The following is a 25,972-nucleotide window of genomic DNA, read 5'->3' as shown; positions in this document are numbered from 1 at the left end:
TGGAACCACGCATAAGGATTGGCTGCGTGACGGCTATCGCGTCACCGAAGAACAATGGGCTGATCTCGATTGGAATCGCGCCTGGGTCGATATGGGTCCGTCGCCGGCAGGCAACCTCAGCCCCTACTGGCACGTCCCGCTCAAGAGCGGAGAGACCGTGCACCGGCTCTATCCGAGGCTCCTGCCGCATCAGTCCTGCCCACCATGCGCGGTTTCCTCCTTTGGAGGCTTTCGGACGCCGGCCGCCCGAATATGCCGCGCCGTCAATCATGCTGCCGGCATCCGAAACCCTTCACAGCAGCGGACTCGCGCGCTGCACAAATCGAGACCTCGGGCGTCGATGCATATCTTCGCTATCGGAGCGTACTACTGGCGAGCCTGCTGAATTCTGGCCTTCAGCGTGGCAAGTCCGACCGCGCCAACAATGACATTGCCGCCGATGACATAGCTCGGCGTCCCGTTCAATCCCAATTTCTGCGCAAGATCGCCGCTCTCATCGAGGCTTTGGCGCACCTCCACGCTGTCCATGTCCTTTTCAAGCTGAGCAACGTCGAGACCGATCGTCTGCGCGATGGCCAACGCGCGCGCCTTGTCGGCGGGTCCGCTGCTTTGGAGAAGCCGCTGATGAAAGTCGAGGTATTTCGCGCCCGTCGGGTCTTGCATGCGTACCGCTACCGCGACGCGCGCCGCCTCCAGCGAACCGGGGCCGAGGATCGGAAATTCCTTGAGCACGATCTTGAGCTTGGGGTCGCTCTTCAACAATTCGAGTATATCGCCGAGCGCACGCTTGCAGTAGCCGCAGCTGTAATCGAAGAACTCGACCAGGGTGACATCACCCAGCGGGTTGCCGAGCGTGACCTGGTGCGCTGACGCGAACAAGGCCGGCGCATTTTGCTTGACCAGTGCAGTCTTGTCGGAACCGGGCGCTGCCGCCGGCGTCGCGGCTTGCCGCTTCTTGATCAGGTCGGAGATGGCCTGTTGCACGGCCTCGGGGTGCTTGGCGAGGTAGTCCTTCACGACCTGCTCGATTTCTTCGGGATGGGCCGCTATATAGTCCTTGACGATCGCCTCGATGTCGCTGCGCGAACTCTCCGCTCGGCCGGGCTGCACGCAAAGCAAAGACAGCGTGAAGACGGCAGCCGCCGTGGCAACGCTACGGATCAAATTGGTCATCGGTCATCCTCCATATGGCTGCCGACTTCCGCAGTTGGCGTGCAGTAATGATTTGCGAATTCGTGTCCTCGTGCATCGCTGCTTCCTTCATCGTCGCGGCATCATCATGCCGGGCGGGGGGACCGGTCTGAACCCCGGCATGCGCGGCGCAAATCGGCCGGCCGGCCGGCAGCGCGCGCCAAGCGGCCCCGGAATCCAGCCGGGGGGGCAGACGATCGGGCGACCGACATCCGGCGCCCGCCGGTCCCGCGTCACCCCCGGTTTGCGTGCCACGCACACGCCGTTGGCATTGCGCCGCTCACCAGGCTGGCACGTCGTCGGCAGCTTCGGAATCACGGGGACGACCGTGGTGGACTTCTTCTCGATCTTCTTGGAGCACTGGCTTCGATCCTTTGGGTCGACCGGGGCCGCGCAGCACTCGCCGCTCGTCGTCAGATTCGCGGGCGCGCAGCATTTGCCATTCGCAGTCGGCAAGAAGCCCGAGGCGCAACACTGTGAAAGTCTCGGCAGCCAGTGCAGCGGTATGCATAGCGTGCCGTCGGGGCTCGCAATCTGGCCGGCCGGGCAGCACTGTCCCTTCGACGTCGCCTGGCTCTTGAGACAGCACTTGCCGGCGATCTTCACATAGCCGGGCGCACAGCAGCTGGGGCATTTCCAGTCCGGAATTTTCGGCTTCAACGGATCGCACACGCCGTTCACCACGGTCGTCCCGCAGCAAAGTTGTTGGCCAATCGGGCCGGAATAGATCTGGCTGTTCTCGCAGCATTCATTGTTCGGGCCGATCGCCGTCTGGTTGACGCCGCACATCGGCTTGGCGATATCAGTCGACGGATTGTTGTTCGAACAGATGCCCCGCGGCTGCAGGTCTTTGGGCGAGCAGCATTGGCCATTGACCAGAACATTGGGCGGGGCGCAGCTCGACGCGCAGCTCTTGGTCTTGATGATCCAGATCTGATTGGGCGGACAAACCGATCCGTCCGAACCGCAGACATGGGTCTTGCAGGTCTGCAGACCCGGCGGCTTCGGCATGCCGGCGGGAGGCGGCGCGCCGGCTGGACGCGGCGCAAGCCGTATCTGTGCGGCTTCCCTTGTACACGCGCGCAAGATGGCGATATCTCCCATGTGCCCGCGAGCTGATAGATCGGGCGGCGCGTCGGCATAGTCGATGAAGTAACTGAGCAGCGGTGGCTCATCGCCGCGGCGGATGCGCCAGATCGGATTCCCCTGCAGTCCGTCGATCGCAAGCGCGTCGTTCTGGCCGAGTTGAGCCACGAGCTTGGGATCGGTGGCGTGGCGCAATTGTTCGCCGGTGGTCCAGACGAAGCCGCCGCAGGAGGCCGGATTCATGGTACCGCCCATGTCGTAGCTGTAGCCGATCGCGACGCCGCCATTGCCATTGCGGAAACGTTCGGGGAATCCCACCGCATATTCGTCCGGCAAGGGCTGCCAGATCGGCTGCTTGATCTCAGTGACACCGATCAGCGTATAGCGCAGCACGCGGCCGATCGACGGCGCGGACAAGGCCTCGAAATCCTGCGCCCCGGTCGGCGCCGGCCGCTCGGCCAAAAACATCCGTCCCTCATCGTCGAAAGTAATCCTGGAGATCTCGGTGGGACCGGCGGCGGACGGCGCGACGACTTCGATTCTGGCGTCCGCACCGAACGAGCCGTTCGCGTTGAGCCCGACCGACCACACCCGCAAGCCCTCGGCGACCGCGTAGTAGAGCCGGCGGTCGCGAATGGCGAGGCCGAACACTCGCCGATCCGGTGCCGCGTAGCCCCAGGTCTCGGGCTGCGCGCTGTCGAATTGAGGATTCGTAATATCGACGCCTGGCCCGGCCGGCGCCGGCGTCGTCGGAAGTCCCGCGGCTGCGTTGCCGGCGACGCCGTGATCATAGACACCGAGGTCGACGCCGTTCGGGCCGAAGCGATGGATCAGCCCGGTCTCACGGTCGGCGACGAACAGAGACTTGGTCGCCGGATCATAGGCCAATCCCCCGAGCGCCGCGCCCGAATTGGCCTTGTCGCCCGTGGTGACATTCGCGAACAGCGTCACCGCGCCGGTGGCGCCATTGATCTTCCAGATCGATCCCGGACCGCCGCCCGGACCCCATTGTGCCGGCATGAAGGTCGCGCCGCTAGTCCCGAGCCTGACATGTTGCGGTCGACCTTCAGGTCCCGGCGCGACGATCGAGAGACCATAGGCGGATGTCGCCGCGACGTAAATGTTGGCGGGGGAACTGTCGTCCAGAGCGACGCCAAACACCTGCCCGATCGACTTCGCGCTGACGGTGAACGGCTTCGGCGCACCGACCAATTGCGCCTGGGGCGGACCGCCCATGCGTCTTAGATCGACGATGCGCAGCGACGGCCCTCCAGGATCGATGATGGTCCGAACGTCGGGATCCTGACCGGGCTCGATCTCGAACGGGCGAATAGCCCCGGAGAATCCGGTGACTGCAGCATCGCCGGGGGTGTAAACGCCGGGCGGCGTTTGCGCCGACGCGGGCCCCCCGAGTGCAAGAGGCAGGATCAGCAGCCAGGCGAGGCGCCGCATCGCACGGACGGCGGCTGTCAAGGACGTCTGTCGGCCAAGCTCAATCATGTCGGTCCGCCTCATTTCGGCTGCTTGGGCCGCGGCTCGCAGGAGCCGGTCTTGACGTTGGGCACGGTGTCCGGCGGGCAACATTCTCCACAATTGGTCATCTGCGCGGGATTGCAGCAGCTCCCGTCAAAGGCCATTCCCTGGCTCTTGTCGGAGCAGGGCGTGACACAGGGACTGTTCTTGTCGCCGCCGAGTCTTGTCTGTCCGGCCGGGCAGGCCGCGGGCGGACACATGCCGTAGGGCGCAAAGCCGAAGACCGCCACCTGGTTGGTGTCGTCGCACAGGCACTCGGAGAGCCCGTCCGACTTCAACGCGCCGGGATGGGTGTCCTTCGGGCAATCGCACGAGAACACGTACTTGCTATCGCCGGATCCGGGGTTGGGGACCTGTTGCCAGTGCGGCACCATCGGTTTCGGACAGGTGCAGTAACTGCTCCCTGTGTGGCAGGCATAGGCGCCGGGATCCGTGACCACCAGCGTCCCGTCGCCGGTTTCCACCATGCCCACGCCATATCGATCGTATTGATCCTGATAGACGCCTTTGCTGGAAGGGCTGAAGATCGAGCCGGGACCGCCGATGCCTTGACATTCCGGGTACCTCCACCACTCCATGTAAGGTACTTTTTCGCACGTCGCGTTGATCGCGGCGCATGTGGCTTGAACAGGCGGAAGGACCTCGCAATCGCCGCAGGACTGCATGCCAAGCTTTTCCTGCCCCCAGCACAGCGCCTCCTGAAGACATGAGCCGACTTCGGAACCCAATCCAACGGTGCTCTGCTCGCTCTTGCAGGCGCATTTCACGACGTCTGCGGCCGCGCCAACGGCTGCGAGCTCCTTGGAAAGATCGCCGAGAACATTTTCTGCGATCGCGTTGCCAAAGATCGTGTTCAGCTTGCTGACGACTTGGTCGGCGTTGCCCTGCGCCTCTGCGCAGAATTGATTGACCAGGGCTTGCCCTTTCCCCGTGTCCGACCCTGACAAGGCGACGCCGCTGAGTGCTGCGGTCAGTGCAATCGCTGCGTAGCGGCTTGCGTCATTCTCATAGACCGACTTGCACACATATGCGGCGGACAGCGTCCCGATAAAGGCATCCGCGATGTCTTCTGGACTGCAGCCCGCCCGCGCCGGCGACGCCAGCAGAATCATCGCGGCGACGATGGCCGCTCCTTGAACCCGCCAGCGTCCTGCGCGCCCCATGATCCGCCCCTCTGTCGCATCAACGTGGCCGTTCTTTTCAATGTGGCCGTTCTTCTCAATTCCAGCCTTGCGCTAGATCAACAGAGGCGACGGCAGCCGCGCCATCAACCGACTGCGCCAACCAGCGCCATCAGGATCGACACCTCATGACCGCACAACCGCCATTCTGCAAAGCTGTTCGTCGTGCCCGCCGCTCATCGACCGGCCAAGGTGGAATGCGCCTCCGCACCAGTCCTGCCCACCCATGCGCGGTTTCCTCCCTTGGAGGCTTTCGGACGCCGGCCGCCCGAATATGCCGCGCCGTCAATCATGCGGCCGGCATCCGAAACCCTTCACAGAAGCGGCAATCGTCTGCCGGGCACGAATCTGTCGCTATACTCTCGAGATCGGGCGAATTACCAAAAGCGCCGGCAGTCAGAATCTCAGATCTCTTGGGCTGCGGCGAGAACCCACGCGATTGCGGGTGATTTGGCCGACGGGCGCGGTCCGCGAACGCCTGTCCAGTCCTCTCGCGAAAAATTTTCATATTTCCTTTTTTCGGAAATCGTGCATACTCCGCCCCGTCCTGCCCCACGAGAGGGACGTACGCGTCGTCACGGACGTCGGGTGCGGGATGCGATGGCCGCGATGATGTTGCAGTGTGCATTCGCGCACCGACGAACGGCGTCATGCGGACGGCGAAGTCGTGTGGTCCTGGCGCCCCGATGCTGGCGTCAAGGTCGCGGGAGCCGATGAGGCCTGCGGCCGACAGGGGCAAGAAAGCCGGTCCCTGGGGAGATCACGAAGTAAGTCGCAAAACATCGCGCAGGGAAGGCCGGATGTTCGGCCCGTACCTGTGGTGACTACCGCGTGCTTGTTGCACGCAACCACGGGTGCGGTCGGCACCCGGCCTTCCCTGCGCCCTCTCATGTTTTCGAGGGCGGGTGATTGCGCAAAGCTCGGGCCGATGCGGCCGCGAGAATGCGGATGCTTGCCCTGCTGTTTGGCGCGGCCTGTTGCTGTTTGATAGGTATATCGGACTCTTGCGCCGCTCTCTCCGCGTCATTGCGAGCGCAGCGAAGCAATCCAGAGTCGTGGGCGGGACTCTGGATTGCTTCGCTTACGCTCGCAATGACGGAGGAGGGAGCCTGCGTCTCAAAACCTCATCGGGAGGACGCGCCAGCGCGATGAGGCGAGTCAATCCAGCCGCTTGATCGCGAGCACATCGCTCCCGCTCGCCTTGATACGGGCAATCGCTTCGCCGATCGGCTCGATCTGCGTGGCCATATGAAACGCGTTGGCGTGGACGATCGTGTCAGCATCGCGCACGATGGCGACGTGGCCCCTCCAGAACATCAGATCGCCGCGGCGAAGCGGCTCTCCCCCGTCGAGCAAGCGCCCCAGCGCGGCGAGCTGCATGTCGCTGTCGCGCGGGCACGGCACACCCGCAGCATTCAACGACACCTGCACCAGGCCGGAGCAGTCGATGCCGAGGCTGCTCTTGCCGCCCCACAGATAGGGCGTGCCGACGAAGCGTTCGGCGACCGCGACATAATCGGGCTCGATGGCACCGAGCAGCGCCACGTGCGGCTTCGGCACGAACCAGCCATCGGCCGTCACGGCGAAGCTCGCGTCCTCGCGCGCGACCGCGATGGTCGAGCCCATCACCAGCGTCGCGACCGGCGGCAGTTTGATCGACGGTCCGGGGAACGCGAAGCTGCGCACGGCGCTGATCTTGTGCGTCGGCGCCGCAGCGGGCGCCGCCAGCGCGGCCTCCGGCAGCCAGCCGACATAGCCGTCGGCCGCGAGCTGGCCCCAGGCCCAGCCCTCGCCGTTGCGATCATAGATCGTGACGCGCTCGCCCCTCAGCGCTTGCGTCGCCAGCTCGGCGCCGGAGAACGGCTGCTGACGTAGCGGCGCGATGGAATCGACGACCGCCAGCATCTCGCCCTCGACGAAGCGCGCGGCCGTCACCTGGCCTTCGAGATGCTTGGCCGCGATGTCGCCGCGCGCGGGCGTGAGGCGCGGATCAGCCATAGCGTTCGCTCAGAAGCTTGTAGAGCGCGCGTGCGGCCTGGCACTCGCCGCCTTCGGGCCGGCCCGGCTTGGCCGACGGCGTCCAGGCGAAGATGTCGAGATGCAGCCAGCTCCTCGCGTGCTCGACGAAGCGCTGCAGGAACAGCGCGCAGGTGATCGAGCCGGCGAAGCCGCCGGACGGCGCGTTGTTGATGGTCGCGACCTTGGAGTCGAGCCACGAGTCGTAGGGCGCCCACAGCGGCATCCGCCACAGCGGATCGTTCTCGGCGGCGGCGCAGCGCGCGACGTCGGCGGCGAGCGCCTCGTCCTGGGTGTAGAATGGCGGCAAATCGGGACCGAGCGCGACGCGCGCCGCGCCGGTCAGCGTGCCCATGTCGATCAGCAGGTCGGGCTTGTCCTCGTCGGCCAGCGCCAGCGCGTCAGCCAGGACCAGCCGGCCCTCGGCATCGGTGTTGCCGATCTCGACCGTGATGCCCTTGCGCGAGGGAAACACGTCGAGCGGACGGAAGGCGTTGCCGGCGACCGCGTTCTCGACCGCTGGAATCAGCACGCGCAGATGCAGCTTGAGCTTGGCATCCATCACCATCTGCGCCAGCGCCAGCACGTTGGCGGCGCCGCCCATGTCCTTCTTCATCAGGAGCATGCTGCTCGACGGCTTCAGGTCGAGCCCGCCGGTGTCGAAGCAGACGCCCTTGCCGACCAGGGTCACCTTGGGATGCGATGGATCGCCCCAGACGAGCTCGATCAGGCGCGGCGCGCGGGTCGAGGCGCGGCCGACGGCATGGATCAGCGGATGGTTCTGGCGCAGCAGATCGTCGCCGACGACGCTGCTGAAGCGGGCGCCGAAGCGGTCGGCGAGCTGCTTTGCAGCGGCCTCGAGCTCCTCGGGCCCCATGTCGTTGGACGGCGTGTTGACGAGGTCGCGCGCCAATGTCGCCGCGTCGGCAAGTCGGTTCAGCTCGGCGGCGTCGACGCCATCCGGCGGAACGAGGCGAACCTCCGGCGTCTCGGTCTTGCGGTAGCGGCCGAAGCGGTAGCTGCCGAGCGCGAAGGCGAGCGCCGCCAGCCGCGCATCATGGGGAGCATTGGCAAAGCGGTAGGTGCCGGCGGGCAGCAGGCCGGGCAGGGCGCCGGGCCGGAACAGATCGCGGTGCCCGGCGTCGTCGTCCTCGATGCCGAACAGGACCTGCGCGATGCGGCCGTCCGCGGCGGGCAGCGCCAGATAGCTGCCGGGCTTGGCGGTGTAGACGTTGGCCTCGGCGAAGTTGCGCGCTTCAGCCGACAGGCTCTCCTTGATCCCCGGCCAGCTCGCCTTCGTTACGAAGGTAATCGGGATGGCGGACGTTGTGGAGGCGGTCTCGAACATCGACGGCATGCCTAATGGTTCCCTAACTGGCGCGCGGCAGCCAGACTTCGCAGAGTTTGAAGGCCGCTGCAATCGCGCCGGCCGCATCGCCTGCAAGCCGACGCAAATGTGACGGCTGCGCCTGGAACACGCCATTAACCGGCTGTTAGCGTTAACAGTTTATTGCTGGCGCGTTCAATTCGCCCGTTCGAGTCCAAGTGACATGCGTCAAGCGCCTCCCATTCCCCGGCTCCTCGCGTCCGTTGCCATCGCCGCGCTCGTCGCTGCGGGCCTCGGCGGCTGCCAGACTATGTCCGACGTCACGGGCTCGCTGCGCAGCCGGGCCGAGCCGCCGCCGCCCGCGACCCCGCAGCGCGCGGTCGAGGTCTATGGCGAGCGCTACCGCGCCAACCCGAAGGATGCCGCCATCGCGCTCGCCTATGGCCAGGCGCTGCGCAACAACGGCCAGCGCGAGCAGGCGGTCGCGGTGCTCGAGCAGGCCACGCTCGCCAACGCCGGCAACAAGACCGTGCTCGCGGCCTACGGACGTGCACTCGCCGACAACGGCAATTTCAAGCTGGCGTTCGACGTGCTGTCGCGCGCGCACTCGCCCGACAATCCCGATTGGAAGCTGCTGTCGGTGCAGGGCACGGTCTTGGACCAGATGGGCCGCCACGACGAGGCGCGGCGCTATTACGACAGCGCGCTGAAGATCGTGCCGGGCGAGCCCTCGGTGCTGTCCAATCTCGGCCTGTCCTACATGCTGACACGGGAGCTGCCGAAGGCCGAGGAGGTGCTGCGCCAGGCCTATGGCTCGCAGCGGGCGGACGCGCGGGTGCGCCAGAACCTCGCGCTCGTCGTCGGCCTGCAGGGACGCTTCGCGGAGGCCGAGCAGATCGCACGAGCCGACCTGCCGCCGGACGAGGCCGCCGCCAACGTCGCCTATCTCAAGCAGATGATTCAGGGGCAGAGCCAGGGCAAGGGCAAGGCGCGCAACGCGGCGCCGATGGCCGCGCTCAACCCGCCGGACTGACGGCGTGCCCTATCGTGTCGCGCCTGTGAGCAGGCGGCGGCATGTGTCGACGAACACGTCGGCGCCGGTGACGATGTCGGCGTCGGCCGTGTTCTCGGTCCAGTGATGGCTGATGCCGCCGATCGACGGCACGAACAACATGCCGGCCGGCATGATGGTGGCCAGCACCTGCGCGTCGTGCCCGGCGCCGCTCGGCATCCGCAGCGACTTGCCGCCGGCGAGATCGCGGCTGGCGGCCTCGATCGCATCCTGGAACGTGCCGTCCATCATGGCCGGCGCGCCGGTGCGGATGCGCTCGACGGCGACATGGCAGGGACCTGCGTCTGACGCCTGCGCAGCCATCTCACGCAGCAGCTCCTCGAGCCGGTCGACCACGGCGGCATTGTCGTCGCGGATCTGGAACAGCATCTCGGCCTGGCCGGGGATGATGCTCGGTGCGCCCGGATCGAGCGTGATACGTCCCGTGGTCCACACCGTGCGCGGGCCGCAGGCGGCCGGAAAGCGCGCATCGATCGCCACACAGAACTTGGCGAGCGCGAGCCCGGCATCCTTGCGCACCGCCATCCGCGTCGTGCCGGCATGGTTCTGCTCGCCGGTGAAGGTGATGCGGTATTGCCAGATGCCGACGATCGAGGTGACGACACCGATCTTGAGCCCGCTCGCCTCGAGCGTGTCGCCCTGCTCGATATGGGCTTCGAGATAGCCGATATGCCGGCCGCGCTCGGCCTGCAGGCGCGGCCGTCCGGCGAGGCCCATCTCGGCAAGCGCCTCGCGCATCGTGCGCGGGCTGCTGCGGTCGCGGGCAGCATCTATTTCGGCCTCGCTGACGTTGCCGACATAGGACCGGCTGCCGAGCATGCTGCCGAAGTGGCCCTCCTCGTCGCACCAGGAGGCGACCTCCACCGCACCGTTGATGGACGGGTCTGGATTGAGCACGCGCGCCGCCTCCAGCGCGTAGATGACGCCGAGCGGGCCGTCGAGCCAGCCGGCCTGATTCTGGCTCTCGAGATGCGATCCGGCCAGCAGCTTGGGGCCCGGCTTGGCGCTGGTGCCGAGCACATTGCCGATGCCGTCGATATCAGGCGTGAGCTGCGCGTCGGGCAGGCGCTCGGCGAGCCAGGCCAGCGACTGACGATGGGCGTTGGAGAACGTCGGCCGGTGTACGCCGGTCTTGTAGGTGCCGAAGGCACGCAGCGCGTTCAGATCGGCCAGAACGCGGGCGCCATCGGCGCGGCGGAGCTTGTCGGACATCAGGCGGAGACCTCGATCATGCTCCGCCTAGCTTCCAGGGTAGAGCCGCGACCGCAAGCGAAATTTCTCGCGAGCGGTCTACGTCTACTGCATGGCCGCGACCTTGATGCCGGTCGGTCCCAGAATGACCACGAACAGCACCGGCAGGAAGAACAGGATCATCGGCACCGTCAGCTTCGGCGGCAGCGCCGCGGCCTTCTTCTCGGCCTCGTTCATGCGCATATCGCGATTTTCCTGCGCCATCACGCGCAGCGACTGCCCAAGCGGCGTGCCGTATCGCTCCGATTGCTGGAGCGCGAGACAGACCGACTTCACGCCCTCCAGGCCGGTGCGGCGGGCGAGGTTCTCATAGGCGACCTTGCGGTCCTGCAGGTAGGAGAGCTCCGCGGTGGTCAGCGTGAACTCCTCCGACAACGCGATCGACTGGCTCGAGATCTCGATCGCCACCCGGCGGAAGGCGGCCTCGATCGACATGCCGGACTCGATGCAGATCAGCAGCAGGTCGAGCGCGTCGGGAAAGGCGCGCTTGATCGACAACTGGCGCTTGGAGATCGCATTGCTGAGGAACAGCATCGGCGCCTGCAGGCCGAGATAGGCCATGCCGACGCAGATGCCGATCTTGACCGGCATCGACTTCTGCAGATGCGCGATCACGAAGACGTACAGCACGGAGCCGACGAACAGCACCAGCGGCGTCACCATGCGCGCGAACAGGAAAGTGATGTAGGGCGCCTGGCCGCGGTAGCCCGCCATGATGAGCTTCTCGCGGGCCGCTTCCTGGGCGAGCCATTTGGTGAGGTTGAAATCCTCCACGACACGAGAGATGAGCTGCTTCGGCGTCTGCCGCAGCGAGACCTTCTCGCCGGCGTTCAACCGCTCGCGCTCACGCTGCTTGATCCGCTCGCGTTCGCTGGCGACCGCCTTCATGCGCTTGTTCAGGTTTTCGCCCGCGAACAGCGGCATGATCAGCGTATAGACGGTGGCCGTCGCCGCGATGGCGGCGAAGAACATCGTCATGAAGTGCGGGTCGTGCAGCTTGGTGACCAGAAAGTCGACCATGGTCCACCTCAGAAATCGAAATTGATCATCTTCTTCATGACCAGGATGCCCATCGACATCCAGATCACGCAGCCGACCAGCATCAGCTGGCCGGTCGGATGGGTCCAGAGCAGCGAGATGTAGTCGGGCGTGCTCAGATAGACCAGCAGCATCACGATCGGCGGCAGCGATCCGATGATGCCCGCGGAGGCCTTGGCTTCCATCGACATCGCCTGGATCTTCTCGCTCATCTTCTTGCGGTCGCGCAGCACCTTCGAGAGGTTGCCGAGAGCCTCGGAGAGGTTGCCGCCCGACTTCTGCTGGATCGCGATGACGATGCCGAAGAAGTTGGCTTCCGGCAGCGGCATACGCTCATACAGCCGCGCACAGGCCTCGCCGAGCGGCATGCCGATCGCCTGGGTCTCGATGATCGCGAGGAACTCGCTGCGCAAGGGCTCCGGCGCATCGGCGGCGACGACCTTGATCGATTCGAACAGCGGCAGGCCCGCCTTGATGCCGCGCACGATCACGTCGACGGCGTCCGGCAATGCTGCCAGGAATTTCTTCTCGCGCCGCTTCTTGAGGTAGCCGAGGATCCAGCGCGGCAAACCGAGACCTGCAGCGAAGCCGAGCCCGAGCGCGCCGAGCGGGCCGCCACCGGCGAAGAAGGCGACCGCGCAGACGACGAAGCCGAGGACGCCGGAAACGATCCAGAACTTCTGCACGGTCCAGTCGAGCCCAGCCTGCGAAATCCGCATATTCAGCGGGACTTTGCTCTGCTTCTGGGCCTTCGCCTCGAGATCCTTCAGCGACGACTCGACCTGCTCGCGGCGCGAGCGCTGACTGCGTTCGGCCTGGCGGACCACCGGCTCGGACTTGGCGACGGTGCTGCGCCGCTGCTCGGCCTTCCGCTCACCCGACAGCAGGGGATAAAGGAACACCCAGGCGATGCCGCCGATGGCGGTGGCGGCGAGGAAGGCAAGGGCGAGAGCCTGAAGCTTCATGGGGTCTCTCCTCAGTCCTTGCTCGCGACTTCGGCGGCGTCGAGTGCAGCCGCAAGCCGCTTCTCTTCGCCGTAGTAGCGCGCACGCTCCCAGAACCGCGGCCGGCCGATTCCGGTCGAGCGGTGGCGCCCGATGATCTTGCCGTTCGCGTCCTCGCCGATCATGTCGTAGAGGAAGATGTCCTGGGTGATGATGGTGTCGCCTTCCATGCCCATCACCTCGGTGATGTGCGTGATGCGGCGGGAGCCGTCGCGCAGGCGCGCCGCCTGGACGATGACGTCGATCGAGGCGCAGATCATCTCACGGATGGTCCGCGACGGCAGCGAGAAGCCGCCCATCGTGATCATGGATTCGCAGCGGGACAAGGCTTCGCGCGGGTTGTTGGCGTGCAGCGTGCCCATCGATCCGTCGTGACCGGTGTTCATGGCCTGCAGCAGGTCGAAGGCCTCGGGTCCGCGGACCTCGCCGACGATGATGCGTTCGGGTCGCATACGCAGGCAGTTTCTCACCAGCTCGCGCATCGTCACCTGGCCTTCGCCTTCGATGTTGGGCGGCCGGGTTTCGAGGCGCACCACGTGTGGCTGCTGCAGCTGGAGCTCGGCGGCGTCCTCGCAGGTAATGACGCGCTCGTCGTGATCGATGTAATTGGTCAGACAGTTCAACAGCGTGGTCTTGCCCGAACCGGTACCGCCGGAGATCAGCACGTTGCAGCGGACGCGGCCGATGATCTGCAGGATCTCCGCGCCCTCCGGCGAGATCGCGCCGAACTTGACCAGCTGATCGAGCGTCAGCTTGTCCTTCTTGAACTTACGAATGGTGAGCGCGGGGCCGTCGATCGCAAGCGGCGGAACGATGGCGTTGACGCGCGAGCCGTCGGCGAGACGCGCGTCGCAGATCGGCGAGGATTCGTCGACACGGCGGCCGACCTGGCTGACGATGCGCTGGCAGATGTTCAGGAGCTGCTGGTTGTCGCGGAACCGGATGCCCGTGCGCTGGATCTTGCCGTTGACTTCGATAAAGACCGTACCGGCGCCGTTGACCATGATGTCGGCGATGTCGTCGCGCGATAGCAGCGGCTCCAGCGGGCCATAGCCGAGCACGTCGTTGCAGATATCGTCGAGCAGTTCCTCCTGCTCGGCGATCGACATCACGATATTCTTGATCGCGATGATCTCGTTGACGATGTCGCGGATTTCCTCGCGCGCGGATTCGCCGTCGAGCTTGGCCAGCTGAGCGAGATCGATCGCTTCGATCAGCGCTCCGAAGATCGTCGCCTTGACCTGATAGTAACTGTCCGAGCGCCGGGCCTCGACGACCGGTGGCGGCGGCGGCGGAGCCTGCCGGGTCGGAGCCAGAGGTGGCGACGGCACGGCCGGAGACGCCGCGCGTGGTGCTGCCGGCGCCGGCTCGGGCGCTGGCGCGGCCGGCCTGAGGGTCCTGGTATCGTTGTCCAATCCGCTACGCTTACCAAACACGACTTAGAACTCCACGCGTGCCTACTTCGCCCTCAGCTTGTCCAGCAGAGGCGACAGGAAGGAGCCTTTCGGCTTCTTGGTCTCGCTGCGGCCGGTGAGCCGCTGCGCAATCTGGAGAAACATCTCCGTCGTCCGATGACTGGGAGACATTTCCGCAATCATCTGGCCGTTGTTGGCGGCGGCGCCGAAGATCTGCGGCTCGAACGGGATCGTCGCGATCGGCGGGCTTTCGATCGCCTTGGCGAACTCGCTCGCATTGATCTCGGGCCGCTTGGGAACGCCGACCTGGTTCAGGCAGTAGAGCGGCATGCGATCGTTCGGCCGGGCGGCCTTGAGGAGATCGAACATGTTCTTGGTGTTGCGCAGCGAGGCGAGATCCGGCGCCGCCACGATCAGGATGTCGTCCGCGGAGATCAGCGCCCGCTTGGTCCAGCCTGCCCATTGATGCGGAACGTCGAGCACGATGCAGGGCATCGAGGCCCGCAGCGTGTCGAAGACCGCATCGAATGCCTCGGCGCCGAAATCGTAGACCCGGTCGAGCGTCGCGGGCGCGGCCAGCAGGCTCAGATGATCGGTGCATTTCGACAACAGCCGGTCCATGAAGGCGATGTCGATCCGGTCCGGCGAGAACACCGCGTCCGCGATGCCCTGCGCGGGATCCTGGTTGTAGTCGAGGCCGGCGGTGCCGAACGCCAAATCAAGGTCGGCCACGACGGAATCCATCGACAGGTTGCGCGCGATCGCCCAGGCGATGTTATGGGCGAGGGTCGAAGCTCCGACGCCACCCTTGGCGCCGACGACGGCAATGATGCGCCCGACGGCCTTGGCCTCCGGCGCCGAGAACAGGTTGCAGATCGAGCGGACGACGTCGATCGGCGTCACTGGCGACAGCACATAGTCGCTGACGCCGCGCCGCACCAGCTCGCGATACAGCGTGACGTCGTTGACGCGGCCGATCACGACGACGCGCGTGCCCGGGTCGCAAACCGTGGCGAGCTGATCCAGGCCTGCCAGGATGTCGGTGCGCGCATCCGTCTCCAGGATGATGACGTTCGGGGTCGGTGCCGACCGGTAGGCCTCGATCGCCGCCGCCATGCCGCCCATCTGAACCTTCAGATGCGCCTTGCCGAGGCGCCGGTCCTCACCGGCGGCCTGAACCGTCGCGGCGGTTTCCACCGTCTCACAGAACGCCTGCACGGACACGCGCGGCGCGGGCGCGATGTGATCGTCGGCCGGCGGCGGCACGACGTCAGGCTGCTCCTCTTGGGTCTGTCGGGCGTAGCTGATCATTTGCCTGTGTCGCTGAGTTTGGCCTTGTCGGCCTCTGGATACGTGATCGCGGTTGATTGTCCCTTGCGATATTTGTCGAACAACGCCGTGCGCCGGGTGGTATAGGACGGCGTTTCGGATCGCGGCTGCACGAGATCAGACGGGTTTGCGACCATTGCCGCCATGTTGCGCTGGTAGGCGCAGCCGTAGTTCCAGTCAGGCTTGTTGTCGAACCAGTTCTTGTTCTTGATCGACGGCCCGAGGTCGTCCGGCCAGACGCCGCAGGGCCCGACCGTGGCCGACATTTTAGGATAGCTCAGCCGGATCGCGGCCATCTGGCGCGGGTCCTTCGGCTGATAATTGCGTACGGTGATGCCGTGCGGCGGAACGCCGGCGGCGGCAAGCAGGGAGTGGATCTCCCGCATCGAGTCGGCGGCCGCCCGTGCATTGGGGGTGCCGCTCGGCACGTCGGCGCTGATCGCGCCCGTGCCTTGGCGAATCCAGCCCTGGGCCAGTCCCATCACGTCGGCGCGCTGCTCGGCGGTCAGGCCGCCACGGCCCTGGCCGACGAAGACCACCAGGGAGTCCGGGGCCTCCTGGATCGCAATCGGGTGGCGCAGCCGGTAGTCGTCCGGGATGCTCGCCGTGGTGGCAGCGTCTCTGGTGTAGTTGCAGGCGCCGAGCAGGGCTGCGGCTCCGGCGAGCGCTGCGGCAAGGGGCAGGCGGCGGTATCGAGCGGGGCTGGATGTGATGGTCATCGTTGCAGGTCCTTGTCCCGGCTCAGTCCGTGATGAAGCCATAGGTGCCGCGATAGTTGCGTCCGGGTTCGGCCCGGCCGGGTACGCCGTAGATGCGGTTGATGCTGCCCAGGAGATCGGCCTGGGGGTCGGACGCGGCCGCGAAGCCGTCGTCTGGGCGGGAGAGATCCTTCTGTGCCACGGCGCGGACGACGAACGGCGTCACCAGAACCATCAATTCGGTCTGGTTGTTGACGTAGTCGCGGCTGCGGAACAGCGCGCCGAGGACCGGCAGCTGCATCAGGCCCGGCATGCCGCTGATCGCCTGCTTGGTCTGCTGCTGGATCAGGCCGGCCATCGCCATGGCGCCGCCGGAGGGAATTTCCAGCGTGGTCTCGGCGCGCCGGGTCTTGATCGAAGGAACCGTCAACGAGTTGACCGTCGTCGAGCTGACGGCTTGCGACAGCGTGATCGAGTTCTCGTTTGAGAGCTCCGAGACCTCGGTCATCACCCGCATCGAGATCCGGCCCTCGCTGAGCACGACGGGCGTGAAGTTGAGCGAGATGCCGAACTTCTTGAAGCTGATCTGCGTCGTACAGACATGGGTCGTCGGATCGCAGGAGTAGCCGGCAGGAACCGGAAACTCGCCGCCGGCGATGAAGGTCGCGGACTCGCCCGAGATGGCGGTCAGATTGGGTTCCGCGAGGGTACGGATCACGCCCGCGTTCTCCATCGCGCGCAGCGTCGCCTGCACCGTCGGAGCCGCTCCGAACGCAGCGCTTACGGCATTGTTCGAGACCAGATTGCTGCCATAGGCCGTGAACGGATTGGAGTTGGCGAATTTGACGACGGCCGTTCCATAGTTGAGCTGGCCGGACAGATCGATGCCGAGCTGCTTGACGATCGAGCGCTGCACCTCGGCGACCGTCACCTTCAGCATGACCTGGTCGCGGCCGCGCACGGTGATCGAGTTGACGACCTTGTCGGCGCCGCCGGCGAGCCGGGCGGCGAGTTCGCCGGCCTGCTGGGCTTCGATCTGGCTCGACGCCGAGCCGGTCAGCACGATGCTGTCGGCGAGGCCTTCGATCTGGATATCGGCATTCGGCAGCAACTGCTTCAGCGCCGCCCGCGCGCCGTTCAGGTCGCGCTTGACCGCGATGTCGTAGGCCGCGATCTGCTGGCCCTGCGCGTCGAAGAAGACGATATTGGTCTGGCCGATCGCCGCACCAATGATGTAGGCGCGCTGGGCGGAGCGCACGACGGCATTCGCGATCTTCGGATCGGCGACGAGAACGTCCTTGATGTCGCGCGGCAGATCGATGACGACGGACTTGCCGATGCCGAGCGCAAGGAAGCGTGCATTGATCTGGCCGTCCGCGGCGGCTGCGGTCGCCGGGCGGTAGTCTGCCGCGATCACCGGCGCGATCGCCGGATTGAGGGTCAGCGCAGCGGCGGCCGAAAACGACAGCGCGCGGACCAACAGGGTCCGCATCTTCCGCTGATTTTCGCTGCAGGTCATCTTGGTGGTCCTCTTGCTCACTTCTGCGTCGTCATCGTGCTGGGAATGCCGAAGCGGACGACGGCAACGCTGTCGCTGCGCTTGCGGCTGGTCTCGTCCGTGCGGTGCTCGGCCACGTTGACGTCGGCGATGCTGCGGAGCGCGAGAGACAGCGTTCCGGTTTGACGGGCACGCGCGAGCGTCTCGGCCTGTTCCGGCTTCAGCTCCAGCGTGACGGTCTTGCCGACCACCGTGGTCTGGCCGTCTTTTTCCTTCGGAGCCTGATCGATCGCCAGCACGCGGATGTTCGACAGGATGATATCGGAGCTGACGACGTCGCCCGCGTTGGGCTGATCCGGATTGCGCTCGCGCTTGGACAGGATCACGTCGACGCGGTCGTTCGGCAGGATGAAGCCGCCGGCGCCGGTCTCCGGAGAAATCTCGGTGGAAACGGCGCGCATGCCGGCGGGCAGGATCGCGGCCATGAAGCCCGAGCCGTCGGCCTTGACGAGCTTCTGTTCGCGGATGGGCTCGCCGGCAATGAACGGCGCCCGCGCGATCGTGCCGGTGATCTGCGTCTGTCCTTCGGGCCGCTCGCTGCGCCGGATGAAGCTGGAGCTGGCCGTGGCCGCCGGCCAGCTCTGCCACTGCAGATCTTCGGGCTTGAGCGATTGGCCGAGGGCGATGTCGCCCTTGGCGACGAGAACGTCGACGGTGGGCATCTGCGGCGCGGGCGCGGCAACTTGAGCCGGCCGGTCGTCGGACCCGCTCGCGAGATATGCGGCCACGCCGCCAGCGCCTACAGCGATGGTCAGAACCACAATGCGTGCGGTATTCATACGCTTCACTTTCCACATGACGCCGCGACGTTTCCGCCGCCGTGATGGGAGTTGAGCAGTTATTCGTCAAAGCATGGTTAATGAGGCGTATCTAAATCGCCTTAACACCGCGTTGACACGGTGCTTTCAGAGCAATGCAAGACGCGCAGCGTCGATCGCCTTCACCCAATCGGTCTCCGGATAGACCATCAGAGCGCCCAGGGCGAGCGCGATGCCATAGGGCACGCCGCTCTCCTTGGCGTGCAGGCGTGCAAGCCAGGGTTGTCCCGCCAGCATGTAGGGCAACGGCCATTGCCGGAACTGCATGAGGGCGAGAGTGAGCACGCCGCCGAAGATCGAGGCGTACAACAGGTAGTTCATCAGGTGGGCGAAGCCGAACCACAGGGCGGCGGCGGATGCGACCTTGGCGTCACCGCCGCCGATCCAGCCGAATGCAAAGCAGGTGAACGCAATCACCAGCAGGGTTGCGCCGGCGCCGAGGTGCATGAGCATGTCAGCCATGCTCATGCCGCTCAGTGGCGCCAGAACCAGAAAGCCGGCGACGAGCGCCAGGGAGACCCGGTTCGAAATGGTCATCGTGAACAAATCGCTCGCCGCGGCAAAGGCCATCAGGGCCGGAAACAGCAAAAGGCGCGCGAGATCGAGGGTCATGGGCTCTCAATGGCATCGACGCGGCGCATGGGTGCGCCGCTGCGCCAGAGTCTAGCTGCAAGAAATAAACGATCGGGAAACAGCCGGAATGGCCGGCTGGCTGTCGATCTCACCAGACGCTGACGATGCGGGCCGCGAGAGCGAGGATGGACAGGCCGAGGCCGCCGCAGATCCAACGCAAGGCGACGTCGGCCCCGCTGGGCGGGGGCCGGGACGCGGCTGCGGACAAAACGTGGTTACGCATCACTGAACGCCGCGAAGCTGAATGTGGAAATGATAAAGGCCCCGGATGTCCGGGGCCTTCTTTGCTCGGCCGTGACGACCGCTTACTTCAGCGAGGTGTTGATCGCGCCGAACTTGGAGCTCAGGCTGGAGCCGAGACCGTTCACCGCGGCAATGATCGCGAGCGAGATGCCGGCGGCGATCAGACCGTATTCGATCGCGGTCGCGCCGGATTCATCCTTCACGAAGCGAGCAAGAAGATTCTTCATAGGTAACTCCATGTACACGTGGCTGGTCGAACAAACTCTGGTCGTTGCGGCGTTCTCAGCACCGTGACCATGCGGCCACCCTAGGGGGCAGGAATTTCGGCGTAGTTAATTCGGTCGCCGAAACACGGCGACAAATGGCTGTTATTGTGCAGAGTAAACATAGGATGAAGCGCGGCGCGATCATTCGAAATGATGCATGGTCGCGCCGCGGTCGGTCTCGTTGAAAAGATGAGCGCAGGGTTTCGGCGAACATGCCCGACCGGTCCATCGCGGGGCCTGCTCCGCATTCCGCACTATATGCATATATGCATATGGCCGTGTCGACCTGGCTGGCGGAGCATGTGGCTCGATGTCGATCGCGCTGGGCCGATAGGCAGAGCGGTCTTGCCGGCGCCGAGGTTCACGGCTCCTTAAGCGCCAAGGAGTACCCCTCGGAACAGTTCATGAGATGAGGAATGTGATGTCCGGTCTGCCATGGGAAGTCGCGCTGATGCTCGGCCAGACCATCGAGAAGGTGTTGCCGATCACCTTGGTGCTGGCGGTGGTGTTCTCGGTGCTCAGTCACTTCTGGGCCTGCAATCCCGGCAAGCCGTGGTGGCAGAAGCGCGAGCTCGTCACCGACGTGGTCTACTGGTTCTTCGTGCCGGTGTTCGCCCGGGTGCTCCGCATCGGCTTTCTCGTGCTCGGCGCCAGCGTTCTCTTCAAGATCCGCGAGGCCGACGAGTTGATCGCCTTCTATGAGAACGGGCACGGCCCGCTGGCGCAGCTTCCCGAATGGCTGCAGGGGGTGCTCTTCCTCGTGGTCTCCGACTTCATGCTGTACTGGACGCATCGTCTGTTCCATGGCGGCGAGTTCTGGAAATACCACGCGGTTCACCACTCGTCGGAGGATCTGGAGTGGATTTCGGCTGCCCGCTTCCATCCGATCAACTTGATCCTCGGCACGATCGCGGTCGACGTCATCCTCTTGATGGCCGGCATCTCGCCCAATGTCATGATCTGGGTCGGACCATTCACCACGTTCCATTCGGCCTTCGTGCACGCCAATCTCAACTGGACGCTGGGCCCGCTGAAATATGTCCTCGCCACGCCCATCTTCCACCGCTGGCACCACACGTCGATGGAGCAGGGCGGCAATACCAACTTCGCCGGCACGTTCCCGATCTGGGACATCCTGTTCGGCACGTTCCGGATGCCGGCGGGGCAGTTGCCCATGGCCTACGGCAAGGACGAGGCGACGATGCCCGGTGAGTTCGGCGGCCAGCTCGCGTTTCCGTTCCGGCGATGAGGGGTTTTGCAACCGCCCCAGACCAAATGGCGACGTTTGCAGATCATTCACCAATTGAGCGCAGATTTGCCGCGTCGGGCGCCGTCACCGCTGCGTATCGCTTGAGACGGCTCGTCAATGTCCCGGGGTTTGAGTATGTCGTTCTGTGTATCGCGTCGTCCTAGTGTTTCCTTCGCATTGCGGGCAGCTGTCGCCGCGGTGCTGCTGTGGCCGGCTGCCGCCTTGGCGGAGCCTGATCCCGCCATCGCCGTGAATGTCGACCAGGCCAAGCTGGTCAAGCTGCCCGACCGGGTCGCGACCCTCGTCGTCGGCAATCCGATGATCGCCGATGTGACGCTGCAGAGCGGCGGCATCATCGTCGTCACCGGCAAGAGCTATGGCGCCACCAACTTCATTGCGATGGATCGTGGCGGACAGGTGCTGATCGATCGCCAGATCCAGGTCGCCGGGCCCACCGACCAACTCGTGACGGTGTATCGCGGCGTCGACCGTGAGACCTATAGCTGCATGCCGATCTGCCAGCGCCGGGTGACCTTGGGCGACGGCGACAACTACTTCAAATCGGTGCTCGACCAGGCTGGAACGATGTCCAGCACGGCGAGCGGTAACGCGGCGGCGGCCTCGAAGACCAACTGAGCGCTGGCCTTGCCACGCCTGCCCGGGTCGATGGCAGCGCTTGACCGCCTCTCCACGTGTGTCCGCGCCGACGATGCGGCGAGCCTTGCCGCTGGTGCTGCGGCTGGGTCGCCCGATTCGTTTGGTTTCTCGTTTGGTTTCGATGATCGGATCGGGCGGTGACGCGCTGTCTCGAAGGGCTGGCTGCGTGCGAACCCCCAAGCACGGTTAGCGGGACGTTGACGCGGCAGGCCATACTGTCCGCATCGTGGGAAACCCTTTCCCAAGGAGTTTCCGCTATTCCTTTCGCTCAGATTGATGTGCCTTTCCAGTCCGGATGAACCCATGCAAGCCCCCGTCTCCTCGACCGCTTCGATGCGCCGGATGCTGCGCCGCTTCCGACGCAACCGGCGGGCGTCGGCCGCGCTCGAATTCGCGCTGGTCGCGCCGGTCTTCTTCGCGCTGCTGTTCGCGATCATCGAAACGGCGCTGATGTTCTTTGCCGGGCAGGTGCTCGAGACGATCACGCAGGACTCGGCGCGCATGATCCTGACCGGACAGGCGCAACAGGGCGCCTATACGCAGGCGCAGTTCGCGAGCTACGTCTGCACCCAGGTTCCCGCGCTGTTCGACTGCAACAAGATCTATATCGACGTGAAGAGCTACTCCTCGTTCGGGAGCGTCTCGATCAGCAACCAGATCGACAACAGCGGCAACTTCGTCAACAACATGACCTACAGCCCGGGTGCCGCCGGAGACATCGTCGTCGTCAGGCTGTTCTATCAATGGCCGATCTTCGTGACGGGGCTCGGCTACAACATCGCCAACCTGAGCGGCAGCAAGCGGCTGCTGGTGGGCACGGCCGCATTCAAGAACGAGCCGTATTCATAACACGGCTCTCACGACAAGGCTCTCGCGAGCTCCTTCAGAGGGACACCAGGAATTCATCATGCCGTTGGGAAGAATGCCGGGTATGTCTTCGAGCCTGCGCCTGTGGCGTCGCATCGACGCCTTTGTCGCCGATCGACGCGGTGTCGCGGCCACCGAATTCGCATTCATCGTGCCGCTGATGCTGGTGATGTTCTTCGGCACGGTCGAATTCTGCTCGGCGATCGCCGTCGACCGCAAGGTCACCTTGATGGCGCGAACCCTGTCGGATCTGACATCGCAATCGACCACGGTCGGCGATAGCGACATGTCGAACTTCTTCGCCGCCTCGACCGGCATCATGTACCCCTATTCCACCACGCCGGTGAATGCGACGATCACCGAGCTCTATGTCGATCCCACCACCAAGCAGGCGACGGTGAAGTGGAGCAAGGGGTCGACACCGCGAACCGTCGGCATGACGGTCGGCGTGCCGGCTGAATTGCTGGTGTCCGGCACCTATCTGATCTTCAGCGAGGTGAACTACCAGTACGTTCCGACGATCGGCTACGTCATGGGCAAGACCGGCGTCAATCTCAGCGACGTCGCCTATACCCGCCCGCGGCAGTCGACCTGTGTGATGTATAGCCCGGCGACCTACTGCTGAGGTGAGGGCTGCCGCAACCGAGCCCGCCCGCCCCCGGGGCCGCGGTCGCACGCGCCTGCGAACCGGCGCGACATGCGGTCTTTCGGGCGAGCAGAGCGCGACGATGGGCATTCAGGCAGCAAAAAGCAGGCAATAAAAAAGGCCGCGCAAGGCGGCCTTTCGTTGTCCAGGCGGGCAATCGTGCAGGCGATTACCCTGGCGTCGCTCAATTGGCGGCGCGGAGATTATCGGCTGACGACTTGCCCGAACGACGGTCCGCCACGATCTCGTAGGAGATCTTCTGGCCTTCGCGCAGCGTGCCGAGACCAGCGCGCTCGACGGCGCTGATGTGCACGAACACGTCGTTGCCGCCGTCATCCGGCTGAATGAAGCCATAGCCCTTGGTTGCGTTAAACCACTTCACGGTTCCCATGCTCACGGGGGTAGTTCCCTTCTCAGATATCAAATGCGTAACCCAGATTCCTGGGCTGGTTAGATCGAATTTTTGGAAGGGTCGTCAGCGTCTGAACCGGCTGTACCGGTAATAGCTAATCTCGTCCGGCCGAAAATCGATTGCGGGATATACTATTGGAAATGCCCGCGCAAAACAATCCTGAGCTGCGCGAGGGCGCATGATTTTTTGACGCGCCGGCTTGAGGCCGACGCGCTGAATTGTCGCTGATTGCGCAAGAGTTGATCAATTCGCTGGGTTGGGCGGAACCATTGCTCCGCCCAAGGCTCTAGCGCCGCCGGAACTGGCCGCCGCGCTGCGCTGCGCCACGCGGAGGTCCGCCGGTCGAGCTGGGGCGCTCGTCCTTGTGGCGGAAGATCAGCCGGCCCTTTTCCAGATCATAGGGCGACATCTCGACGGTCACGCGGTCTCCCGCGAGCGTCTTGATGCGATTCTTTTTCATCTTGCCGGCGGTGTAGGCGACGATTTCGTGCCCCGCATCGAGTTGTACCCGGTAGCGCGCGTCGGGAAGGATTTCGGTGACCAGCCCTTCGAACTGGATCAGCTCTTCCTTAGCCATGTCTCTCTCCAGATCGATAGACGTCTAGTTTGGCCGTTGGTTGCGGTTGTGAGCGTGGTTTTTGGGTCTGCCCTCGCGATGCAGGAAAGCAACGCCTTGAATCGACCCGGCCTTGCCGCCGCCTTGCGACGGCCGCTGGGGCTCCTGACGATTGCCTGGCAGAGACGCCATCTTAGCATTGGAACGACGGCGACGGCGAGGGCCTTTTGCGGCGGTGCCACCCTCGTTGGTCCGCGCATTCTGCATGCCAGGACGGCCGCCACGCTGAGGCGGTTTGGCCGGTGCCGCGGCCTCGCGGAGGCCCGGCGTGCGGCGATCGTCGCGCGGCAGCGAGATCTTGATCAGCCGCTCGATGTCGCGAAGGTAGGACAGCTCGTCCGCTCCGGCGACGAGCGAAATCGCGATGCCTTCAGCGCCGGCGCGTGCCGTGCGGCCGATGCGGTGGACGTAGGTCTCCGGCACGTTGGGCAGGTCGAAATTCACGACATGGCTGACGCCGTCGACGTCGATGCCGCGGGCCGCGATGTCGGTTGCGACCAGGGTTCGGATCTCGCCGGTGCGGAACGCTGCGAGGGTGCGCTCACGGTGGTTTTGCGACTTGTTGCCGTGAATGGCCTGGGCGGGGATGCCGGCCTTTTCCAGGCTCTTCACGACCTTGTCGGCGCCGTGCTTGGTGCGGGTGAACACCAGCGCGCGGTTGACCGGCTCCTGCTTGAGCAACTGAGCCAGAAGGTTCGGCTTGGCGGAGTGGTCGACATGGATCACGCGCTGGGCAATGCGCTCGACAGTCGAGGAGACCGGGGTCACTGCGACCCGCGCCGGATCCCGCAGCATGGCATCGGCGAGCTCGGCGATGTCCTTCGGCATGGTGGCCGAGAAGAACAGCGTCTGCCGCTTGATCGGCAGCTTGGCGACGATCTTCCGGATGTCGTTGATGAAGCCCATGTCGAGCATGCGGTCGGCTTCGTCGAGCACCAGGAACTCGACGTGGGTCAGCTTCAAAGCGTTGCTCTGGACGAGGTCGAGCAGCCGGCCCGGCGTTGCGACGAGCACCTCGAGGCCGGGCATCACCGCGCGGACCTGGCGCCCCATCGGCACGCCGCCGATCGCGAGGGCCGAGCTCAGCCGGATGTGGCGGCCATAGGTGTTGAAGCTGTCGAGGATCTGGCCAGACAGTTCGCGGGTCGGGCTCAGAACGAGCACGCGCGCCGTCTTCGGCTGCGGCTTGATCCGGTTCTGCAGCAGGCGGTGCAGGATCGGCAGGGCGAACGAGGCGGTCTTGCCGGTTCCCGTCTGGGCGATGCCGATCACGTCACGGCCTTCGAGGGCGAGCGGGATGGTCTGTGCCTGGATCGGGGTGGGGGTGGTGTAGTTCTCTTCCTTCAGCGCGCGCGTCAGCGCGTCGGCGAGGTTAAAATCCTGAAAGGATGTCAAAAGATTGGGCTTTCCATAAGAGGATGAGGCCCGTGTCGGCAGCCAGCCGGACGCGGGTGGGTGGTTGAAGAGACACCCGCGTGTTTGGAGCGTCGAGATTGGATGGGTGAGAATGCGAAGCCAGAAGCTCTGAACGAGCTAAAGAACACGCGGCTTGCAAAGATCCGGCCGATTCGCCTCGATCTATCAGATATATGGAACAGACTGGCGGCACTTTCAAGGCCGGTGCGCAACGGATCGGCGATTGAGCCGGTACTCTTCTGCTTTAATTTTAGCCATTCAAAACAAAGTGCATAAATCATGTGCTCGATGCCAGCCGAATGATCACCGTGCCTGCCTAAACTGGCGGCACGAGATTGCGACCTTCCGTCGCGATTGGCCAAAGTTCCAGATTGGGATCAATGGCTTACGAGATGTGAACGGCATGGCATGCTTCTTGCGATTCTTCCGCCGCAGACCGCCGGCCGCCTT

23 protein-coding genes are annotated in these 25,972 nt (G+C 64.8%); 5 read left to right on the top strand and 18 right to left on the bottom strand.

Annotated elements, in window-relative coordinates; translation table 11 throughout:
• Positions 1-366: 366 nt before the first annotated feature.
• The 5 genes from QX126_RS22395 to QX126_RS22375 form a co-directional block, all read right to left on the bottom strand.
• Positions 367-1,173, bottom strand: coding sequence for a DsbA family protein (locus QX126_RS22395; RefSeq protein ID WP_315783701.1), 807 nt, complete (start codon positions 1,171-1,173; stop codon positions 367-369).
• Between the two features lie 87 nt (positions 1,174-1,260).
• Positions 1,261-3,750, bottom strand: a complete 2,490-nt coding sequence (locus tag QX126_RS22390; RefSeq protein ID WP_315783699.1) for a hypothetical protein — start codon at positions 3,748-3,750, stop codon at positions 1,261-1,263.
• Positions 3,751-3,788: 38 nt separating this feature from the next.
• Entirely contained in the window at positions 3,789-4,973 is a 1,185-nt protein-coding gene (locus QX126_RS22385; RefSeq protein WP_315783697.1) for a hypothetical protein, read from the bottom strand.
• 1,176 nt (positions 4,974-6,149) lie between these two features.
• On the bottom strand, positions 6,150-6,989 hold the full coding sequence (locus QX126_RS22380; RefSeq protein WP_315783695.1) for an NlpC/P60 family protein: 840 nt from the start codon (positions 6,987-6,989) through the stop codon (positions 6,150-6,152).
• The gene (locus QX126_RS22375) at positions 6,982-8,364 is read right to left on the bottom strand and encodes a leucyl aminopeptidase family protein (protein ID WP_315775482.1); all 1,383 of its coding nucleotides are present in this window, start codon (positions 8,362-8,364) and stop codon (positions 6,982-6,984) included. The genes QX126_RS22380 and QX126_RS22375 overlap by 8 nt, the downstream gene beginning before the upstream one ends.
• A 193-nt stretch (positions 8,365-8,557) precedes the next feature.
• Between QX126_RS22375 and QX126_RS22370 the strand changes: the two genes are divergently transcribed.
• On the top strand, positions 8,558-9,367 hold the full coding sequence (locus QX126_RS22370) for a tetratricopeptide repeat protein (protein WP_315783693.1): 810 nt from the start codon (positions 8,558-8,560) through the stop codon (positions 9,365-9,367).
• Between the two features lie 9 nt (positions 9,368-9,376).
• Here QX126_RS22370 and QX126_RS22365 read toward each other — a convergent pair whose 3' ends face one another.
• The 10 genes from QX126_RS22365 to QX126_RS22320 form a co-directional block, all read right to left on the bottom strand.
• Positions 9,377-10,618 carry a Zn-dependent hydrolase gene (locus tag QX126_RS22365; protein ID WP_315783691.1) on the bottom strand — a complete coding sequence of 414 codons (1,242 nt, stop codon included), beginning with the start codon at positions 10,616-10,618 and terminating at the stop codon, positions 9,377-9,379.
• Positions 10,619-10,702: 84 nt separating this feature from the next.
• Positions 10,703-11,677, bottom strand: coding sequence for a type II secretion system F family protein (locus QX126_RS22360; RefSeq protein WP_315775479.1), 975 nt, complete (start codon positions 11,675-11,677; stop codon positions 10,703-10,705).
• Between the two features lie 8 nt (positions 11,678-11,685).
• The gene (locus QX126_RS22355) at positions 11,686-12,660 is read right to left on the bottom strand and encodes a type II secretion system F family protein (protein ID WP_315734628.1); all 975 of its coding nucleotides are present in this window, start codon (positions 12,658-12,660) and stop codon (positions 11,686-11,688) included.
• Between the two features lie 11 nt (positions 12,661-12,671).
• The gene (locus QX126_RS22350; RefSeq protein WP_315734626.1) at positions 12,672-14,135 is read right to left on the bottom strand and encodes a CpaF family protein; all 1,464 of its coding nucleotides are present in this window, start codon (positions 14,133-14,135) and stop codon (positions 12,672-12,674) included.
• A 21-nt stretch (positions 14,136-14,156) separates the two neighbouring features.
• Complete coding sequence (locus QX126_RS22345) at positions 14,157-15,425, bottom strand: CpaE family protein (protein ID WP_315734624.1); 1,269 nt, start codon at positions 15,423-15,425, stop codon at positions 14,157-14,159.
• Positions 15,422-16,162 (bottom strand): CpaD family pilus assembly protein, encoded by a 741-nt coding sequence (locus tag QX126_RS22340; RefSeq protein WP_315734622.1) that lies wholly within the window; start codon positions 16,160-16,162, stop codon positions 15,422-15,424. Before QX126_RS22340 ends, QX126_RS22345 begins: the two co-directional genes overlap by 4 nt.
• Positions 16,163-16,184: 22 nt before the next feature.
• Entirely contained in the window at positions 16,185-17,660 is a 1,476-nt protein-coding gene (locus QX126_RS22335) for a type II and III secretion system protein family protein (protein WP_315735683.1), read from the bottom strand.
• A gap of 17 nt (positions 17,661-17,677) precedes the next feature.
• Positions 17,678-18,478 (bottom strand): Flp pilus assembly protein CpaB, encoded by an 801-nt coding sequence (gene cpaB / locus QX126_RS22330; RefSeq protein ID WP_315734619.1) that lies wholly within the window; start codon positions 18,476-18,478, stop codon positions 17,678-17,680.
• A 126-nt stretch (positions 18,479-18,604) separates the two neighbouring features.
• Positions 18,605-19,129, bottom strand: a complete 525-nt coding sequence (locus QX126_RS22325) for a prepilin peptidase (protein ID WP_315734617.1) — start codon at positions 19,127-19,129, stop codon at positions 18,605-18,607.
• Between the two features lie 326 nt (positions 19,130-19,455).
• On the bottom strand, positions 19,456-19,620 hold the full coding sequence (locus QX126_RS22320; protein WP_231317342.1) for a Flp family type IVb pilin: 165 nt from the start codon (positions 19,618-19,620) through the stop codon (positions 19,456-19,458).
• Between the two features lie 460 nt (positions 19,621-20,080).
• Between QX126_RS22320 and QX126_RS22315 the strand changes: the two genes are divergently transcribed.
• From QX126_RS22315 to QX126_RS22300, 4 genes are all read left to right on the top strand, one after another.
• The gene (locus QX126_RS22315) at positions 20,081-20,908 is read left to right on the top strand and encodes a sterol desaturase family protein (protein ID WP_315783689.1); all 828 of its coding nucleotides are present in this window, start codon (positions 20,081-20,083) and stop codon (positions 20,906-20,908) included.
• A gap of 135 nt (positions 20,909-21,043) precedes the next feature.
• Positions 21,044-21,544: a pilus assembly protein N-terminal domain-containing protein gene (locus QX126_RS22310; protein WP_315734613.1), complete on the top strand. Its 501-nt coding sequence runs from the start codon at positions 21,044-21,046 to the stop codon at positions 21,542-21,544.
• A gap of 324 nt (positions 21,545-21,868) precedes the next feature.
• Complete coding sequence (locus QX126_RS22305) at positions 21,869-22,414, top strand: TadE/TadG family type IV pilus assembly protein (protein WP_315734610.1); 546 nt, start codon at positions 21,869-21,871, stop codon at positions 22,412-22,414.
• 82 nt (positions 22,415-22,496) lie between these two features.
• Complete coding sequence (locus QX126_RS22300) at positions 22,497-23,057, top strand: TadE/TadG family type IV pilus assembly protein (RefSeq protein ID WP_315783687.1); 561 nt, start codon at positions 22,497-22,499, stop codon at positions 23,055-23,057.
• A gap of 205 nt (positions 23,058-23,262) precedes the next feature.
• Here the strand turns inward: QX126_RS22300 and QX126_RS22295 are convergent, their stop codons facing one another.
• The 3 genes from QX126_RS22295 to QX126_RS22285 form a co-directional block, all read right to left on the bottom strand.
• Complete coding sequence (locus tag QX126_RS22295; protein WP_006612155.1) at positions 23,263-23,475, bottom strand: cold-shock protein; 213 nt, start codon at positions 23,473-23,475, stop codon at positions 23,263-23,265.
• A 301-nt stretch (positions 23,476-23,776) separates the two neighbouring features.
• The gene (gene infA / locus QX126_RS22290) at positions 23,777-24,067 is read right to left on the bottom strand and encodes a translation initiation factor IF-1 (protein ID WP_315734606.1); all 291 of its coding nucleotides are present in this window, start codon (positions 24,065-24,067) and stop codon (positions 23,777-23,779) included.
• Positions 24,068-24,091: 24 nt separating this feature from the next.
• Positions 24,092-25,501 (bottom strand): DEAD/DEAH box helicase, encoded by a 1,410-nt coding sequence (locus QX126_RS22285; protein WP_315783685.1) that lies wholly within the window; start codon positions 25,499-25,501, stop codon positions 24,092-24,094.
• Positions 25,502-25,972 lie beyond the last annotated feature (471 nt).

The organism is Bradyrhizobium sp. SZCCHNPS1003, assembly GCF_032381555.1.
GTDB lineage: Bacteria > Pseudomonadota > Alphaproteobacteria > Rhizobiales > Xanthobacteraceae > Bradyrhizobium.
Note: the sequence above shows the minus strand (reverse complement) of the source record. Positions and strands in the feature narration are given on the sequence as shown.

Coding starts and splice junctions, on each gene's coding strand:
- QX126_RS22395 (WP_315783701.1), bottom strand. CDS start 1,173: ATGACCAATTTGATCCGTAGCGTTGCCACGGCGGCTGCCGTCTTCACG.
- QX126_RS22385 (WP_315783697.1), bottom strand. CDS start 4,973: ATGGGGCGCGCAGGACGCTGGCGGGTTCAAGGAGCGGCCATCGTCGCC.
- QX126_RS22380 (WP_315783695.1), bottom strand. CDS start 6,989: ATGGCTGATCCGCGCCTCACGCCCGCGCGCGGCGACATCGCGGCCAAG.
- QX126_RS22375 (WP_315775482.1), bottom strand. CDS start 8,364: ATGCCGTCGATGTTCGAGACCGCCTCCACAACGTCCGCCATCCCGATT.
- QX126_RS22370 (WP_315783693.1), top strand. CDS start 8,558: ATGCGTCAAGCGCCTCCCATTCCCCGGCTCCTCGCGTCCGTTGCCATC.
- QX126_RS22365 (WP_315783691.1), bottom strand. CDS start 10,618: ATGTCCGACAAGCTCCGCCGCGCCGATGGCGCCCGCGTTCTGGCCGAT.
- QX126_RS22360 (WP_315775479.1), bottom strand. CDS start 11,677: ATGGTCGACTTTCTGGTCACCAAGCTGCACGACCCGCACTTCATGACG.
- QX126_RS22355 (WP_315734628.1), bottom strand. CDS start 12,660: ATGAAGCTTCAGGCTCTCGCCCTTGCCTTCCTCGCCGCCACCGCCATC.
- QX126_RS22345 (WP_315734624.1), bottom strand. CDS start 15,425: ATGATCAGCTACGCCCGACAGACCCAAGAGGAGCAGCCTGACGTCGTG.
- QX126_RS22340 (WP_315734622.1), bottom strand. CDS start 16,162: ATGACCATCACATCCAGCCCCGCTCGATACCGCCGCCTGCCCCTTGCC.
- QX126_RS22335 (WP_315735683.1), bottom strand. CDS start 17,660: ATGACCTGCAGCGAAAATCAGCGGAAGATGCGGACCCTGTTGGTCCGC.
- cpaB (WP_315734619.1), bottom strand. CDS start 18,478: ATGAATACCGCACGCATTGTGGTTCTGACCATCGCTGTAGGCGCTGGC.
- QX126_RS22325 (WP_315734617.1), bottom strand. CDS start 19,129: ATGACCCTCGATCTCGCGCGCCTTTTGCTGTTTCCGGCCCTGATGGCC.
- QX126_RS22320 (WP_231317342.1), bottom strand. CDS start 19,620: ATGAAGAATCTTCTTGCTCGCTTCGTGAAGGATGAATCCGGCGCGACC.
- QX126_RS22315 (WP_315783689.1), top strand. CDS start 20,081: ATGTCCGGTCTGCCATGGGAAGTCGCGCTGATGCTCGGCCAGACCATC.
- QX126_RS22310 (WP_315734613.1), top strand. CDS start 21,044: ATGTCGTTCTGTGTATCGCGTCGTCCTAGTGTTTCCTTCGCATTGCGG.
- QX126_RS22305 (WP_315734610.1), top strand. CDS start 21,869: ATGCAAGCCCCCGTCTCCTCGACCGCTTCGATGCGCCGGATGCTGCGC.
- QX126_RS22300 (WP_315783687.1), top strand. CDS start 22,497: ATGTCTTCGAGCCTGCGCCTGTGGCGTCGCATCGACGCCTTTGTCGCC.
- infA (WP_315734606.1), bottom strand. CDS start 24,067: ATGGCTAAGGAAGAGCTGATCCAGTTCGAAGGGCTGGTCACCGAAATC.